At 41.8% G+C, this 15879-nt stretch carries 17 protein-coding genes; 2 read left to right on the top strand and 15 right to left on the bottom strand.

Features of this window, described 5'->3' with window-relative positions:
- Positions 1 to 9 precede the first annotated feature (9 nt).
- The 10 genes from flgK to degS all read right to left on the bottom strand — a co-directional run bounded on the left by flgK (position 10) and on the right by degS (position 8300).
- Positions 10 to 1533, bottom strand: a complete 1524-nt coding sequence (gene flgK / locus H7F27_RS03275) for a flagellar hook-associated protein FlgK (protein WP_101864690.1) — start codon at positions 1531 to 1533, stop codon at positions 10 to 12.
- Between the two features lie 18 nt (positions 1534 to 1551).
- Positions 1552 to 2034, bottom strand: a complete 483-nt coding sequence (gene flgN / locus H7F27_RS03270) for a flagellar protein FlgN (protein ID WP_185848559.1) — start codon at positions 2032 to 2034, stop codon at positions 1552 to 1554.
- 15 nt (positions 2035 to 2049) lie between these two features.
- Entirely contained in the window at positions 2050 to 2316 is a 267-nt protein-coding gene (gene flgM / locus H7F27_RS03265; protein ID WP_185848558.1) for a flagellar biosynthesis anti-sigma factor FlgM, read from the bottom strand.
- A 79-nt stretch (positions 2317 to 2395) separates the two neighbouring features.
- The gene (locus H7F27_RS03260; RefSeq protein WP_024123026.1) at positions 2396 to 2815 is read right to left on the bottom strand and encodes a TIGR03826 family flagellar region protein; all 420 of its coding nucleotides are present in this window, start codon (positions 2813 to 2815) and stop codon (positions 2396 to 2398) included.
- Between the two features lie 73 nt (positions 2816 to 2888).
- Positions 2889 to 3611 (bottom strand): amidophosphoribosyltransferase, encoded by a 723-nt coding sequence (locus tag H7F27_RS03255; protein ID WP_024123027.1) that lies wholly within the window; start codon positions 3609 to 3611, stop codon positions 2889 to 2891.
- Positions 3575 to 3871: a late competence protein ComFB gene (locus H7F27_RS03250; RefSeq protein WP_103671256.1), complete on the bottom strand. Its 297-nt coding sequence runs from the start codon at positions 3869 to 3871 to the stop codon at positions 3575 to 3577. The genes H7F27_RS03255 and H7F27_RS03250 overlap by 37 nt, the downstream gene beginning before the upstream one ends.
- A 56-nt stretch (positions 3872 to 3927) precedes the next feature.
- Positions 3928 to 5322: an ATP-dependent helicase ComFA gene (gene comFA / locus H7F27_RS03245; RefSeq protein ID WP_185848557.1), complete on the bottom strand. Its 1395-nt coding sequence runs from the start codon at positions 5320 to 5322 to the stop codon at positions 3928 to 3930.
- A 106-nt stretch (positions 5323 to 5428) separates the two neighbouring features.
- Positions 5429 to 6274 carry a DegV family protein gene (locus tag H7F27_RS03240; protein ID WP_101859865.1) on the bottom strand — a complete coding sequence of 282 codons (846 nt, stop codon included), beginning with the start codon at positions 6272 to 6274 and terminating at the stop codon, positions 5429 to 5431.
- Between the two features lie 96 nt (positions 6275 to 6370).
- Positions 6371 to 7060 carry a two-component system response regulator DegU gene (gene degU, locus H7F27_RS03235; RefSeq protein ID WP_003219701.1) on the bottom strand — a complete coding sequence of 230 codons (690 nt, stop codon included), beginning with the start codon at positions 7058 to 7060 and terminating at the stop codon, positions 6371 to 6373.
- A gap of 82 nt (positions 7061 to 7142) precedes the next feature.
- On the bottom strand, positions 7143 to 8300 hold the full coding sequence (gene degS / locus H7F27_RS03230) for a two-component sensor histidine kinase DegS (protein WP_024123030.1): 1158 nt from the start codon (positions 8298 to 8300) through the stop codon (positions 7143 to 7145).
- Positions 8301 to 8516: 216 nt separating this feature from the next.
- Here degS and H7F27_RS03225 point away from each other — a divergent pair, with 216 nt between their 5' ends.
- Together H7F27_RS03225 and H7F27_RS03220 are read left to right on the top strand one after the other, a co-directional pair.
- Entirely contained in the window at positions 8517 to 9170 is a 654-nt protein-coding gene (locus tag H7F27_RS03225) for a YigZ family protein (RefSeq protein ID WP_101859864.1), read from the top strand.
- Complete coding sequence (locus tag H7F27_RS03220) at positions 9170 to 10348, top strand: LCP family protein (RefSeq protein ID WP_185848556.1); 1179 nt, start codon at positions 9170 to 9172, stop codon at positions 10346 to 10348. Before H7F27_RS03225 ends, H7F27_RS03220 begins: the two co-directional genes overlap by 1 nt.
- A gap of 75 nt (positions 10349 to 10423) precedes the next feature.
- On the opposite strand, the gene H7F27_RS03215 is transcribed toward H7F27_RS03220, so the two are convergent.
- The 5 genes from H7F27_RS03215 to tuaE form a co-directional block, all read right to left on the bottom strand.
- Positions 10424 to 11500 carry a glycosyltransferase family 4 protein gene (locus H7F27_RS03215; protein ID WP_010332075.1) on the bottom strand — a complete coding sequence of 359 codons (1077 nt, stop codon included), beginning with the start codon at positions 11498 to 11500 and terminating at the stop codon, positions 10424 to 10426.
- A gap of 143 nt (positions 11501 to 11643) precedes the next feature.
- Positions 11644 to 12834: a teichuronic acid biosynthesis protein TuaH gene (gene tuaH, locus H7F27_RS03210; RefSeq protein WP_101860058.1), complete on the bottom strand. Its 1191-nt coding sequence runs from the start codon at positions 12832 to 12834 to the stop codon at positions 11644 to 11646.
- 28 nt (positions 12835 to 12862) lie between these two features.
- Positions 12863 to 13621, bottom strand: coding sequence for a teichuronic acid biosynthesis protein TuaG (tuaG, locus tag H7F27_RS03205; RefSeq protein ID WP_185848555.1), 759 nt, complete (start codon positions 13619 to 13621; stop codon positions 12863 to 12865).
- A gap of 23 nt (positions 13622 to 13644) precedes the next feature.
- Entirely contained in the window at positions 13645 to 14325 is a 681-nt protein-coding gene (gene tuaF, locus H7F27_RS03200; RefSeq protein WP_024123035.1) for a teichuronic acid biosynthesis protein TuaF, read from the bottom strand.
- A gap of 29 nt (positions 14326 to 14354) precedes the next feature.
- Entirely contained in the window at positions 14355 to 15821 is a 1467-nt protein-coding gene (gene tuaE, locus H7F27_RS03195; protein ID WP_185848554.1) for a teichuronic acid biosynthesis protein TuaE, read from the bottom strand.
- Positions 15822 to 15879: the final 58 nt, after the last annotated feature.

Here is a 15879-nt window from a genome sequence, read left to right as displayed (position 1 = left end):
TTGATCTACCTACCTTCCCCCGACACCCATGCCATTAATTACTTTATCAAGGATTTCGTCTTGTAACGTTACCATTCTTGCGGCAGCATTGTATGCGTGTTGGAATTGAATCATATTGGTCATTTCTTCATCTAAAGAAACAGCGCTCATTTGCTGACGGTTTATGTCTGCATCATTCAGCTGTGTTTCTGTATTAGATGCCAGCCGATTCGCCTCTTGAGCTTTGATCCCCAGCTCGCCAATGAGACCAGCATAATAATCTAGCACACTCGTTTCTTTTCCGTTAATGGTGATGTCCCCAGTTAACACATTTGCTAAATTCGTTGCGTTTGAATTATCGTTTGCTGCTCCAGTAAGTGAGAAAGCGATATTCGCGCCTTTTGAATCTTTTATGCTGTCAGTGACTTTAATCTTACCTGCTGCGCCTTTTGCCGGCTCAGTTTCACCTCCGGTAAAATCAAAAAAGTCCCCGCCTTGTTCACCGCTCTCTGTCAGACCATTTCGGTGTACTTCATTGAAAGCTTTTGCAAATTCGAGCGCCATATTATCAAAATCTGAAAGCATCTCCGGATATATGCCCTTTTCTTTGCCGTCTGCCGTGACATATCCATAAGACTGTATAAATCCTAACAGTGATCCATTGCTGCTGAACGACTCAGCTTGAACCGCAGTGTCTCCAATTGAAATACTTGTCACTAAGCCCGTTTCATTATCATAGTTAGCTTTCAGCTCTGAAACCTCATAATTTTTTCCGTCCAGAACAGTTCCCAGCGACTGTTTATTTTTATCCAGGATTTCGATCGATACAGTTCCTTCCGAAGAAGCAAGCGCATTCCCGCCTGATTTGTTGTAGCTCACTTTGACATCAACAATTGAAGATAATTTATCAATCAGCAAATCACGTTGATCGTATAAACCATTCGGAAGCAGACCGACTGGTTCTACCTGTGCAATTTGCTTATTGAGACTGTTTAATTGAGATAGCAGTGAATTAACATCTAGTACACTAGTATCTAGTTCTGCTTTTAAATTTGATTGAACTTTTGTAAGGGACTCAGAAATATGATTAAACGTATCAGCAACAGCCTGTCCTTTTTGAGAGACAACAGAACGCGCACTGTCCTCATTTGCATTATTGGATAGTTCTTGCAGAGAATTCCAAAATGAATTTAGCACACTGTTTAATCCGCTGCCACCAGTCTCATTCATAATCCCTTCCATTTGGGACAGGGCTTTAGCCTTCGTGTCATAATATCCAGAACTGCTGTTTTGGAGGCGGTATTGGTAGTCAAGAAAGATGTCTCTGATTCTTTCAACTGACTTGCCTTGTACACCCGTTCCCATTTGTCCCGCAGTTTTTTCTGCATTTTTTGATACAGCAGGGAAATAGTCCGTTGCCTCTAATGAGACTCGCTGTCTTGTATAACCATCAGTATTGGCATTTGCCACATTATTTGCAGTAGTGCTTAACGCTGCTTGCTGAGCGCTTAACGCCCGCCTTGCAGTTTCAAGACCCATAAAGGTAGATGTCATATTCTGAATTCCTTTCTGCTAAGCTTTTGAATCAAAAAGTTTCATCCGGCTGCTCTTTGGAAGCTCAGCTTTAATTGATTTGCTGTAATTGAAATTATTTTCCTTAGGAACCAGCATATCGTACGAAATAGAGATGAATTGCAGCGCGTCTCTCGTCAACTGCCTATTCATCTCATTCACTTCTTTCAGATGTCCGAGAACGTTAGAAAGAGCTTCATATAGTTGTTCCAGCTCTTCCTTTTCACGGCCTGAAGTTTTGGCGATACAAGCAGAAATGGTGTTATTTTCGCTGAATCCGAGAAAGGCGGAAGACGCTTTGATCCGGTCATCTTCTGTCTGCCCGATAGCTTGAATATACTTTTGTTCCTTTGTCAAAATGTTAGAAAGCTCTTTTGTTTTGCCGGCTTTGAGCGCTTCCGTCTTTTCCTCAGACAGCGTGAGCAGATGCTCATGCAGAACGCAAAGTCGCTTCAATTGTTCAATAATTGGCTTTGCTGACATGGGCTTTCTCCTTTTTTATTGCTTTTTATAAAAATTAATCATATTTTTCGCTATATGATTTGCGTCTACTTTGTATGACCCGTTTTCAATTTGCGCTTTAAGCTGCTCAATTTTTTCCTGGCGTGAACCAGTGACTGCGTCGGATGCATTTTGCAGCTCTTTAGCCTGCGATGAAATTTCTATTTTATCTTTAGGCTGTGCAGCATTTTTTTGCACTGCTTGCTTTTCGTAATTTTTTTGGTATGGATTAACGGATTGTGTTCCAAATTGATTGATTTTCATAGGATTCCTCTCGCTTTCCGTTGCAGTCTTTAAACAATCTAACCCTTTTATCGACTGCGTTTTCAGTTAGTTTAGGGAATCAGCTGTTTTTGGTATTATAGGCATAGTATGTGTCTTTTTTACTATTTTCCCGTTCTGTTTTCAATGCGGATTCTTGGTTCAGATGATCTATTTGATCCTTTATATCGGACTGGCAAGCCTTGCAGAACTTGCCTTCCCTAATCGATGTCCCGCACCTTTCACAAGGGTATGCCAAATTCGGCAGATGAGTGATTTGGATTCGCTTTTGCCTGATGAATTTTAAAATCAGCTCTTCCTCCACACCTGTTTCCTCAGTTATGCGGCTCAGTGTTGATTGCCTGTTTTCCTGTTTCCTTAAAAATTTATACACAGTCTCAAATGATTTTTCTTCTTCCTTAATACACGCCTGACACACGGTTTGCAGCTTTGTTTTTAAAAATAAAGCATTGCATTTCGGACAATTCGCCAGTTCACCCATCATTTTTACTCCTTATTCATTAATATGCCTGCAGTAATTTCTAGACATTATATCGGCACAAAAATTGAATCATTTAGCTTCTCACTAAGGTAAAAGATGACACTGAACCAGCTTTGCCTTTCTCCAATAAACAGCGGGCAGCATAGTGCAAAGTGGCGCCCGTAGTATAAAGATCGTCGATTAAAACGATATCCATACCCTCAACCGAGCTGTTTTTTGTTTCAAAAACATGCTCTGAAAGCAGGCGCTCCGTTTTCTTTTTCTTAGACTGCTTTTCATTATTCAGGCGGATGAGAGGATTGAGGATGGGCCGGTTTAAGCATTCAGCAAGCATTTGTGACTGGTTAAAGCCGCGTTCTGCTTTCCGTTCTTCGCTTAACGGAATGGGAACGAGCACAAGGCGTTTATCTGGATAGACAGCAGAGAATTCTGAGGAAAAGTCATTTTTAAAAGCGCTTATTATCGCTGCATCTCCCCTGAATTTCATTCGGGCGAGCGTTTCTTTCATCATGTCATTATATAAGTAAACAGAACGGTTTTGACTGAGCCTTAAGCCGTCATCTATTCTTGATTTCCATGCCTCGCAATCCGCACACACTTCATGAGCGGTTTGAGGCCTGCCGCAAAGCGGACAGATGGCCCCTTTGATGATCTGTAATTTGTTTCTGCAGGACTGACAGACCCTGTCGTCAGGTTTTAATAAGAATAGTGAGCACCATGAAACAGCTTGAGAAAATTGTGAATCACATAATAGACAGATCAGTTTTTTAGAGCCTCCTCCTGTCTCGTTTCGCATTGATCACTCGGATTCTCCGATACCACAGCAGCTGATTCAGCCAAAATTACAAGCATAGCCGTGTTTTTCTGTTTATCTACCAGCTCAGCTTTCGTATATGCAATCTTTTTTACATCAGTGACGTAAGCTGGTCTTACTTGGTTTAAAGAAAGTGCAAGTACATCATTTTTGCATACTTGGCAAGTGCAGGTCATATGAAGCTGATCCATATATCGGTCAAGAAGTTCTTCCATCATGATTTCTTTTGAATTGACAAGCATTTTTACAGCTCCTCATTAGTTATATGAGTATACTGTAACATGTTTTTAAATATTAACTAGTCTATCAATTTATTTTTTAAAGCCAATTCATTCATTATTTTTATATGTTTTCTTGCCTCTATCATACTCTTTGTTTTTCCGAAGTGAAAATAAATGACATCGCCGTCTGCATGTTCTTTATGCCGTCCTGTCCTTCCCGCGATTTGCACAAGCGCGCTTTCCGTAAAGATGGGCGATTCTGCCCCTAAGATGCCTGTTTGGACCATAGGAACTGTGACACCTCTTTCCAATATTGTTGTTGTGATTAACAGATCAAACTGACCGTCTCGAAATTGCTGCACTTTTTCTTTTCTGAGCTTGTCTTCCGCATGTACAGACGCTGTTCGATAATTCATATTTTTAAAACAAGAAGCAGCCTTTTCCAGAATAGAAATGGACGGAACAAATAAAAAAACGGGCCTTCCTTCTTTTACATGCTGTTCTATCCATCTTTTTACCGCATTTGGGATCTTATTTCGGATTAATTTCTTTTTCCAGTTTCCGCACCATTGAAAGCGCGGTTCAGGCAACGGCTTCCGGTGGTATCTGGCCGGTATGCGAACGGACTTCAACTCACCTTTATATGTTTTTCTTTTTAATTCTTTAGGAGGTGTGGCGCTTAGATAAACAAGCGTACTGTTTTTCTTTCTCGCTTTTTGAACAGCGAATTGAAGGGTTTGATCAGCGGAATATGGAAAAGCATCCACTTCATCAACGATCATGACGTCGAATGCGTCTTTATAGCGCAAAAGCTGATGGGTTGTGGAAATCATAAGCGGAGATAAACGCCCTTTGTCATCACTTCCTCCGTATAGAACTGAAATATCAGCACCCTGAAATGCAGCCTTCAGTCTCGGAGCAAGCTCTAATACAACATCGGTGCGCGGGGTCGCAATACAAACACGCAGTCTTAGATTTAATGCCGATTCTATACCTTGGAATAATAATTCAGTTTTACCTGCGCCGCAAACAGCCCAAATAAGGAGCTCTTCTTGCTTCGAAATTGCTTCAATTAAGACGTCAGCGGCCTTTTGCTGTCCGCTTGACAGCTTTCCATCCCAAGTCAGTTTTATAGGCTTCCAGTTTGCCTCTGCCTCCTTGCACCAGGAATATAAAGAAATATCCTCACTCACTCTGCCCATCATGACACAAGAGCGGCAGTATACTTTATCTTCTCCTGATGAATGATACGAAGAAAAATACTGTTGATCATTTTGACCGCATCTATTGCATCTATATCCCCATTTATTTTTTGATATAGACTCCTCGGCAGATATATAACCATGCTCGATATGCCAATCAATGATCTCGTCAGAAAATGGGATTTCTGTTCTAAGCAGATGACGGCCCTGAAGCTGCTGCTGCAGTTCTTTAGAGAATAGGCTGTTCGATTTTGATGTCTTAGTCTGCATAGTACGGCCTCCTTGCGAGATATTATGCCGGAATGAAAATATTCTGTCTAACAGCTAAAAAAAGAATATAAAAAAATCTCCGCTTCTAAAACGGAGATTTCATCATTTATTTAAAACACCAGCAGATTCCTATTGCACCTTCACCAAGATGAGTGCCTATAACCGCACCAAAGTAGCTGTTATAAAATTCAACATGCGGATATTTTGCAGAGAGCTCTTCAATAATACTCGATGCTTCTTCTTCTCGATTAGCGTGAATAACGGCAGCTTTCATCGGCATGCCCTTACTCGCGTCTTCATCTAAAAGCTCGTAAATCCGCGAAATCGCTTTTTTGCGTGTACGGATCTTCTCAAAAGGCACAATTACCTTATTGTCAAAATGAAGAATAGGCTTTACCTTGAGAAGACTCCCAATAAAGGCTTGGGCACTGCTTAATCGTCCGCCTCGCTGAAGATGTGTTAAATCATCCACCATAAAATATGCCCGAACGGTTTTTTTCATTTCTTCCAGTTCTTTTATAATATCTTCCGGCGATGACGCTCCATTTCTGATCAATTCAGCTGCTTTCAGAGCATAAAAACCTTGAGCCAGACAGCTGATCTCTGAGTCAAACGGGTATACTTCAATATTATCGACCATTGTATTCGCTGCAGCTGCACTGCTGAACGTTCCGCTAATTCCGCTAGAAAGATGAATACTGATCACCGCATCATATGACTTGCCGAGTTCTTCATACAAAGCAACCAGCTCGCCGATCGCAGGCTGAGAAGTGGATGGAAGCTCTGTATGCTTTTTCACTTCTTGGTAAAAGCTTCTCCAGTCCATTTCTGTTTCTTCATGATATGTTTCATCCCCAAAAACAACCTGGAGAGGAATCATGTGTATATGATTTTGTTCACGCATGTCTTTTGGAATATATGCCGTACTATCTGTTACTACTGCAATATTCATAGCTTCGTTACCTGCCTTATCACTTTATGACTCTATTGTAAGGGAAACAGAAGCCTAAAAAAAGACCTGCCTCAAAAAGGCAAGTCCAATTTCATGCTATCTCATTTCTACCCAACCATTTTTAATGGCGACCACCACGGCTTGCGTCCGGTCGTTTACATTCATTTTTTGTAAGATATTGCTGACATGGTTTTTAACAGTTTTTTCACTGATAAACAATGATTCACCGATGCCGCGGTTGCTTTTTCCGTCTGCAAGCATTTGCAGCACTTCACATTCCCGTCTTGTTAAAATATGTAATGGTCTGCGAATCTCTGGATAGACCTCATGCTGAGGATGAGCAGAAACTCCGCTTGTTGCAAGACGTCGGAATTCGTTTACGAGGTTGTGAGTAACCTTCGGGTGAAGGTAAGAACCGCCCTCGGCAACTACTTTAACCGCTTCAATTAGTGTATCAGCATCCATCTCTTTCAGCAGATAACCTCTTGCACCTGTTTTCAGGGCATGTGTTACATAATTCTCGTCATCGTGAATTGATAGAATAATTACTTTAGATTCAGGATACAGCTCTACAAGCTGCTTTGTAGCTTCCACGCCATTTACGTTCGGCATATTGATATCCATGATCACGACATCAGGATGATAGTGCTCAACGATACGAGCCGCTTCATCTCCGTCGTCTCCTTCCGCTACCACTTCAAAGGTAGGTTCAAAATCCAATATCCGCTTAACACCTTCACGAAATAACTGATGGTCGTCGATAATAACAATGTTTACTTTAGTCACAAGCCACGCCTCCTTGTATTATTGTTCTATATACTCTGGTATTCGGTCAATATGCCTTTTGGCTCTATTTTACAAATCATAGTCAAAGAGATAACGGAACCTTAATCATGATAAATGTCCCAAGACCTATTTTTGAATCTATTGTCATGGTTCCTTCCAATAAATCTACTCTTTCTTTCATTCCAAGCAAGCCGAATGATTTGTTTTTCTTCTCTTTCGCTTCCTTCAGGTCAAATCCTTTGCCGTTATCTTTTATCATTAAAATCACAAAATCCTTTGTAATCTCAACTTTGACTGTAATTTCTTCAGATCCAGAATGCTTTAACGCATTGGATACAGCTTCCTGTGCGAGTCTGAAGAGCGCAACTTCAAACTGAGGCGCGAGTCGTTTGTCCTCCGTATCGCCGATGCACTGAAAATGTATTTTCACCTTACCGTTATATTCTTCGGTTGTATATAGATATTTCCGCAAAGTTGGAATCAGGCCTAGGTCATCAAGGGCCATCGGTCTTAAATCATATATAATCCGTCTCACTTCGTAAAGAGCATTCCGCACATTTTGGCGGAGATTTTTGATTTCCTGGAATCCGTCTTCAGCGCCTCGGTCTCGAAAAATCCGTTCAATTAATTCCGATCTCATCATAACATTTGCCAGCATTTGTGCAGGACCGTCGTGAATTTCTCTCGAGACTCTTTTTCTCTCTTCTTCCTGCGCTTCAATAATTCTCAAGCCAAAATCCTGTTTTGCCTGCGCATCGGCAAGAAGCAGCCCAACCTCCCGAAGATCCTGATTCAGATAGTTCAGTACGACCGTAATCTGGCTCACTAGTGATTCTGAGCGTTCGATGATTTCCTGAAGTCCTAACAGTCTGCGTTCCAAATCGTCCCGGCGTTCGCGCAGTTGCTTTTCACGCTGCTGGATCATCGTCAGTTCTACTTGCAGCTTATGGGCTTTTTCATAAGCATTGCGGATTTCTTCTTCACTGAATCTATGAAAATTGCGGCTGACCTCGGATAAACGGTTTCGCGCATGGCGGGTTTGCACTTCAAGTTTATCACCAAGCTCGATGACTTCATAAACCTGCTGTTTAATTTGTTTCAGTTCTTCGACCAGCTGTTCATACTGCTGGCGTGACTGCTCCCCGATTTGAAAAACCTCATCCTTGCTCCCGTCAACGGTTTTCAGCATCTTCATCAAAATAGAGTCCAGAACTTTGGAATCCATCTTTGTTTTATTCATAATTTCCCTCCGTCACGGTGTTGTCATATATTTTTATTATAAATGTAATTGATCTGCAAATTGTGTCGAATTATAATGAAAGAATGCGTATATTCTAGAAAAAAACAATTTTATGTACCTTCTTACTCTTTATGATAACAAAATACGCACAAAAATTCTAAAGACTGTACGAATTTGTATAGGCGGTCTTTTATGCTTAGCAGGGGGTCAGCAAGCATGCTGCACAGCTATTTTACTGTGAAAGAAACAGGAGAACACGAGATTGTTATAGAAAAATCGCGTTTTATCTGTCATTTAAGCCGTGTTTCTACCGAACAAGAAGCACAGGAATTTATACAGAAAATAAAGAAACAGCACTGGAACGCAACTCATAATTGCTCAGCTTACGTAATTGGCGAAAACGATCATATCCAAAAAGCCAATGATGACGGAGAACCGAGCGGCACCGCAGGAGTACCTATGCTCGAGGTGCTAAAAAAACGCGGACTTAAGGATACTTGTGCTGTTGTTACGCGTTACTTCGGCGGCATAAAGCTGGGAGCAGGCGGTTTAATCCGCGCTTATGGGAAGTCAGTGTCTGAAGGATTAAACCATATAGGTGTTGTAGAACGGAAGCTTATGAGGGTTATGCATACTTCCGCAGATTATACTTGGCTTGGCAAGATTGAAAATGAATTAAGGGAATCACCTTTTCTATTAAAAGAAATTCATTATGCAGAAAACGTAGAATTCGAAGCATATGTAGAAGAAAAAGAAACACAATCGTTTTCTGAGTGGATGACAGAGTTAACAAATGGAAAAAGTGATATTACAGAGGGAGAGTTGACGTATCTTGAAAAAGCCGTCAATCACATAAAGGAGACTGAATAATGGCTGAACGCGTTAGAGTGCGTGTGCGCAAAAAGAAAAAGAGCAAACGCAGAAAAATTTTAAAAAGGATTATGTTGTTGTTCGTCCTTGCATTATTGGTAGTTGTAGGTCTCGGTGGATATAAACTATATAAAACCATTAACGCTGCGGATGATTCATACGATGCGCTTTCCCGCGGAGATAAATCAAATCTTCGCAGTGAAGTTGTAGATATGAAGAAAAAACCATTTTCTATTTTATTTATGGGAATCGAAGATTACGCGACAAAAGGACAAAAAGGGAGATCTGACTCTCTTATTGTAGTTACCCTTGATCCAAAAAATAAAACCATGAAAATGCTGAGCATTCCGCGCGATACACGTGTGCAATTAGCAAGTGACACAACCGGCAGCAAAACAAAGATCAATTCCGCTTACAGCAAAGGCGGAAAAGATGAGACTGTTGAAACTGTTGAAAACTTCTTGCAAATCCCAATCGATAAATATGTAACAGTCGATTTTGACGGATTTAAAGATGTTATTAATGAAGTTGGCGGTATTGATGTAGATGTACCTTTCGACTTTGATGAAAAAAGCGATGTGGACGAAAGCAAACGTATTTATTTCAAAAAAGGCGAGATGCATTTAAATGGTGAAAAAGCCTTGGCGTATGCCCGCATGAGAAAGCAGGATAAACGCGGAGATTTCGGCCGTAATGACAGACAGAAACAAATTTTAAACGCGTTGATCGATCGGATGTCCAGCGCAAGCAATATTGCAAAAATTGATAAAATCGCAGAAACAGCCAGTGAAAACGTAGAAACCAATATTCGCATTACTGAAGGTTTAGCCTTACAGCAAATTTACAGCGGCTTTACCAGCAAGAAAATTGACACGCTGTCAATTACTGGTTCTGATTTGTATTTAGGGCCTAACAACACGTATTATTTTGAACCGGATGCTGCGAATCTGGAAAACGTCAGAAAAACGCTTCAAGAACATCTAGATTATGTTCCTGATACGAGCAGTTCAAGCACTGACAGCTCCAGTACCGATGGCTCAACATCAGACAGCACTGGCAGTTCAAGCACTGACGGAAACACTGCAACAGACGGCACTACGAGCGGAAGCGGCTACACAAATGACAGCAGCACAAGCTCAAACGGCACAACAAATTCAACAACTGACTCATCATATTGAAAAAAAGCCCGGTCCTTTAACGGATCGGGCTTTTTTGCGCAGAAAAAACACCGGCTCATAGTAGAACCGGTATTTTTAATTTCTTTTCACAAGACGTTTATAGAATTTTGTAAATGGCTTAAAACGTTCATTCACGAGTCCCGTAACTTCTGCTATTATTTGCATAAATATAATTAAGATAAAGATAATAAACAGGGAAAGCCAAATTGTAGCGCTTTTCAGCACGATTGCACTGATGCTGAAAATAAATCCAATCAGGTAGATGACAATGACCGACATCCGATGTGAAAGGCCAAAGGCCATCAGCCTATGGTGAATATGTGATTTATCGGGCGCCGAAATCGGCTGTTTGTTTAGTATCCGTCTTATGATTGCAAATGTTGTGTCAAAAATCGGCACGCCTAATATAATAATCGGAATGACAATACTGAACAATGTTACGCTTTTATACAGCCCTAACAATGAGAGAATGGAAATGACATACCCTAAAAACAGTGATCCCGTATCCCCCATAAAGATTTTTGCCGGATGAAAATTGTAGAACAAAAATCCGAGCGTACTTGCGATAACAACTAATGAAAGTGACAGAATGAGTACTTTTCCGCCAGATAGCGCCATAACTGCAATCGTGGACAGGCCGATAACAGAAAGACCTGCCGCAAGGCCGTCCAATCCGTCAATCAGGTTCATCGCGTTTGTGATGCCGACAATCCATAATACAGTCAGCGGATATGCCATCCAGCCCAATTCAAATCGCTCAGCTAAAAAAGGTACTGAGAAAAAGTCCATTTTTAAGCCTGTGCTTACAATCATAATAGCTACGGCTAATTGAATGATAAATTTAACTTTTGCGCTTAATTGATATTTATCGTCAAGAATTCCCAACACAATAATGATAAATGCCCCGACTGTGATAGCCGTCATTCTTGTTTCTGTGTATATACCGGATACAAGCACACCTGTAACCACCCCGATAAATATGGCCAGCCCGCCCATTCGGGGCATGATTTTATCATGTACTTTTCGATTGCCGGGCTGATCAACTGCACCTATTTTAATCGCAATCCTTTTTACGATTGGGGTTATGATTAAAACCGTTAGCAGCGAGACAATAAACGCAACAACAATGCGAATCATGCGTTCGTCAAGCATAAAGAAGTCTCCTTTGGAATTATATGAAGTCTTTATTTATATAGAGAACCGTTCCTTCCATTATACCTTCTCCTTAGTTATTATAACAAGCTTCATCAAAAAGAAACACGTATAATCAAAAAACGCGCATCCCAATTAAAGGACTACGCATGTTTTTGAATACCTGTATATTTCATGATTTGTTTGAATAAAACATTCCAATCTTGTGTGCGGGCAATGTTTCGCCGCATCTCTTTGTATGTCTCGTCTCCGTCTTTTTCAAGCACTTTCTCGCACGCAGTTATAAAATCATTATGGTCATTGCCTTCCATATATTCGTAAATATACGGCTTTTGCATTTTAGAAGTTGACGGAAGGTTAGAGCCGACGACCGGCTTTCCTGCTGCTAAAAATTCAAATAGCTTAAGCGGGAAAACCGCTTGGTTATAGGATGACTTTTTATAAGGCATAATACCGACATCAATCAGTTCCATAAAGTGCGGAACTTCTTTCGGATCTGCCGGCCCCGTCCATATCACATTGGAAAGCTTCAGAAGCTCTTGAAACGCTGTGTCACCATTGGTGGCGTCCGGGCCGACCCATAAAAATGTCCAATCGGGTTTTCTCAGAGCCGCTTCTTCAATCAATTTAAAATCCAGCTTTGGTTTAATCCCGCCGATAAATCCCAGTACAGCCCCCTCTCTTCCCTGCAAGATGCTTCGATCGGGAACCGCTTTATGTTCTGAAAACAGGTCATATTCAACACCGTTTTCAACGGTATGAACCTTTTCTTGTCCCGCTGTCAGCTTTTTGTCAACTTCATTGTGCAGGTACTCTGATGAACAAGTAATGGAATCGGCACGCTCGATAATTCGCAGCTCCGCTGTTTTGATGACTTTCCGCCTGAACTCGGAAAGCATATTGGAACGTCCGCTGATCGGCGCCGCCCACAAGTCACTGCAATCATAAATCACCTGATCCCAAGGATACAGGGAAGACAGCAGCGGGAATCCGGGAAACGTGTACCATAAGCAGCAGCGTTCACCTCTGGCTGAAGCGGATTTCAGCTCTTCTAATAAAGGTGAGAGCTTATGCTTATAAAACACATCGGTATACCGTCCGAAGCGAAACATTTTCTTTTGCAGCAAGTCCTTTACGGCAAACTGCCGGATGCCGGAGTGAACTTGCTGAAATTCCATCCTTTGGGTGCGCGGAGCCGGGCAGACCCAGATGACTTCCTTTGTTTCTTCCTGAGCAGCTAAAAATTCAGCCAATCGATGCCGTCTGTACCTCAATTGATCTTTTCCCCATTCAGCAGTAGCCACGATGACGTGAATCATTGCTTTTGTTTCCACCTTCATCACCTTTTCTCTCTGTTTGCGGTTATAGTCTTTTTTTCACCGCGTTTTTCGCATATTGAACAAAACACCATGTCGCTTTCATTAAATGGAGCCGTTCGATCTCTCTGTAGACAAACCATGTTTTTTTTGCAGCCTTCCATTTGTTGCTTGAAATCGAATTATTGACAAGCCGGTATTCAGCTAAACACTCATTCATTCCGTATGCTGTAAAACCCTTTTTTAAAAGAGACAGCCATGTTGCCAAGTCTTGCCTCGTTCTAATATTCGGCATTTGGATCTGTCCCGTCTGTTCCCTGTCAATCATCACCGTTAGACAGCCGATAATGGTATTTTTAAGAGCATCATCATATGTCAGGCTTTCGGGAGCATGAATGAATTTATCCATCGGCACCCCGTCCTGCGACATTAAACTGTAGCCTGTAAAGGAAAACGCGCAGGACCGCTCCATCATAAAATCAAGCTGCCTTTTCAGTTTGTCTTTTTTCCATTTGTCATCACTGTCCAAAAATGCCACATAGCGTCCTTGAGCATGTTCCAGCGCTTTATTTCTTGCTATCGCGGCTCCGCTGTTCTCTTCCAGAAAGATCACATGAATTCTTTCATCTATCTTCTCATACTGCTTTAAAATGTCGCGTGTGCCGTCCGTTGAGCAATCATCCACGATAATCATTTCCCAATGAGGGTAGCTCTGATCTAACACTGAATGAATCGTGTCTTCAATATAGTCACGCGCATTATAAGAAGGTGTAATGACAGATACGAGAGGTTTCCAGTTGGTCATGATCACATCTCCATCGTATGATTTTAAAAGGACTCTCTGAAAAATTCAGGAATGACAACGAACATAAAGGCAATCGTTATGCCGATCAGAACACCCAGAACCGCTTTCTTTTTCGGGGACATTCCTCCGCCTGATGCCTCACTTACGGTTTCAGAATCAACGGCACTGGCCGCTTTCAGATTAAGCTGTGTGTTTTTCAGCTCATACAAAAATCTTTCTTTATCCACCTTGGAATCCTCGCTCACCGATTCACCTTCCAGCGCGTCTATGCTGCGGCGGATGACGGCTTCTCTTTCCTCAAACAGCTTTTGGTCGTTTTTGAGAAAGGTGGAGGAAACAGCATTTAACACCGATTCGGTTCTTTCCTGATCCTGGTCGGCATAGCTCAAAGACAGTAAAGACTTAGACTCCGATTTCACGGTGAGCTTCTCTTTGATCTCCGCAAGATCTTCATCTTTTTCGTCAGGAAGCGCCTCCTTCAAAAAAGCATCACTCCTCAGCAGGAGCGGAATCTCTTCTGTACTGTTATAAACCGGATGATCATAGCTCCCCACAGCTAAAGTAACCTCAGCTGTGTAACTCTTTTTATCCGCGATTTGGGACGGCAGTATATATCCTGCCGCACCTAAAATAAGCGGCACTAATATAATCCAGATGATATTTTTCTTTATGCGCCGGGCTAATCTTATCACTATATCCTTCATATAAGTCTCCCTGCTTTTTTGTAGTCTGTTTACCGGTATATGGGCTCAAGCTGCTGCCTGGATCGCCTTAAGACATTCACCGCGGCGATGACGAACGCCAGAAATACCCAATGGAAAAATAAATTTGAGACAGAGCTTGGGCTGATGCTGGATACCAGAAAACTGACCATAGCTGTGATGAGCCCTTCTGTGATCAGTCTTGACTGATTTTCCATTTTTCTTTCATAAAACTTGTAAAGCACCCATATCAGGTATAAATAAATGGCCAGATAGCCGAGCATGATAAGCAAGCCGAAGTTTGCCAGAATCTCTACCAGCCAATTGTGCACCTCTGTCACATTATCAGTATCATATAAAGCATGATGCTCAAGATAATAAGACACATTTCCTGCGCCCACTCCGAATCCGTATGAGTCAAGGAAGAAGTGCCATGCGTTTTTTAACAGATTGGCCCTGGCCACATTGGACGGAAGCGTCTCTTGGAATGAATGAGACGTCTGAGGAGCCAGGAACAGCTTCCAAAACACTGCGAAAATCCGGCTGGCAAAAAGAGCCGCAAAGACCGCAATTCCTGCTGCCGACAGCCAAATAGCGATTTTTTTCAGAACAGGAGGCAAGACAATAAAAATGTAGACGGCTATTCCCGCAAAAACGCCCAGCAGGCTGGCTCTAGAACCAGTCGCAAAGATTAAATACAATGCACCAAGCGAGAGCACAAGGCCAATTCCCTTTAAGTAACCGTTCTTTATGTTTTTCACCATTGCGATGTAAAAAAAGAAACTGATCGACAAAAATGTCGCAAAATCATTTTGATTAAAAAAGACTGAGGTCGGATAATGCTGCTTATATTCCGGTCCGCTGTACAAAGTCGAACTCGGGAGATGATGATGGGTTATATGATTGTAAAAACCGATGATCATCAGAAATACCGTCATCACCAGCCAGATGGAATAAATAATCATCAGACGTTCCATTTTTTGCACATACATCACAATAAGATAAATAAAAAATATCCCCATCGCCAGCAGTGCTAAATATTTCAGACCGTCTGTAACTGATTTGGCCCATAGCAAGGAAACAAGGCCATATAAAAACCAAAAGGCGAAAAAGAGCAAAATCCCTTTTACTTGCAGCCCGTTCCACTTTTCAATATGTGTTCGGCTCCGCAGTACCCCCACAAGATGGAGGCAGCCGGCGGCGATGAGCAAAAGCCGATAAAGAAACAAACTAAAGAATCCAAGATGAATCGCGAAAAAAGCATTATTTAAAAAAGTGCAGGCAATCAAAATATAGATGACGGCCATAAACAGCTGTTCTTTTGTTGTAAATGATGCTGCAAGCGTCAGCGCAAACAGGCCGATAGCCAATACAGCGAGAACGGCAGCCATCTGCGTAAGACCTGTATCTGTGCGGATGGCTCCCAGCAATAGGACGATCCCCAATATGACAGCGGCCAGTAACGCAAGCGTATGAACCGCTGAACGTTTGATACTCACATGCTTAACCCCTTTCCTGATGTTTCAGGAGCCGGCGGCCGAGCCTAAGCAGCCGGCA

It is taken from the genome of Bacillus sp. PAMC26543, assembly GCF_014250375.1.
In the GTDB taxonomy this organism is placed as follows: domain Bacteria; phylum Bacillota; class Bacilli; order Bacillales; family Bacillaceae; genus Bacillus; species Bacillus halotolerans.
Note: the sequence above shows the minus strand (reverse complement) of the source record. Positions and strands in the feature narration are given on the sequence as shown.

Coding starts and splice junctions, on each gene's coding strand:
- tuaG (WP_185848555.1), bottom strand. CDS start 13,621: ATGACCAACTGGAAACCTCTCGTATCTGTCATTACACCTTCTTATAAT.
- H7F27_RS03255 (WP_024123027.1), bottom strand. CDS start 3,611: ATGCGAAACGAGACAGGAGGAGGCTCTAAAAAACTGATCTGTCTATTA.
- H7F27_RS03250 (WP_103671256.1), bottom strand. CDS start 3,871: ATGCTTGTCAATTCAAAAGAAATCATGATGGAAGAACTTCTTGACCGA.
- flgM (WP_185848558.1), bottom strand. CDS start 2,316: ATGAAAATCAATCAATTTGGAACACAATCCGTTAATCCATACCAAAAA.
- H7F27_RS03260 (WP_024123026.1), bottom strand. CDS start 2,815: ATGGGTGAACTGGCGAATTGTCCGAAATGCAATGCTTTATTTTTAAAA.
- flgK (WP_101864690.1), bottom strand. CDS start 1,533: ATGACATCTACCTTTATGGGTCTTGAAACTGCAAGGCGGGCGTTAAGC.
- tuaF (WP_024123035.1), bottom strand. CDS start 14,325: ATGAAGGATATAGTGATAAGATTAGCCCGGCGCATAAAGAAAAATATC.
- degS (WP_024123030.1), bottom strand. CDS start 8,300: ATGAATAAAACAAAGATGGATTCCAAAGTTCTGGACTCTATTTTGATG.
- H7F27_RS03215 (WP_010332075.1), bottom strand. CDS start 11,500: ATGCTTGACGAACGCATGATTCGCATTGTTGTTGCGTTTATTGTCTCG.
- comFA (WP_185848557.1), bottom strand. CDS start 5,322: ATGCAGACTAAGACATCAAAATCGAACAGCCTATTCTCTAAAGAACTG.
- H7F27_RS03225 (WP_101859864.1), top strand. CDS start 8,517: ATGCTGCACAGCTATTTTACTGTGAAAGAAACAGGAGAACACGAGATT.
- H7F27_RS03220 (WP_185848556.1), top strand. CDS start 9,170: ATGGCTGAACGCGTTAGAGTGCGTGTGCGCAAAAAGAAAAAGAGCAAA.
- H7F27_RS03240 (WP_101859865.1), bottom strand. CDS start 6,274: ATGAATATTGCAGTAGTAACAGATAGTACGGCATATATTCCAAAAGAC.
- flgN (WP_185848559.1), bottom strand. CDS start 2,034: ATGTCAGCAAAGCCAATTATTGAACAATTGAAGCGACTTTGCGTTCTG.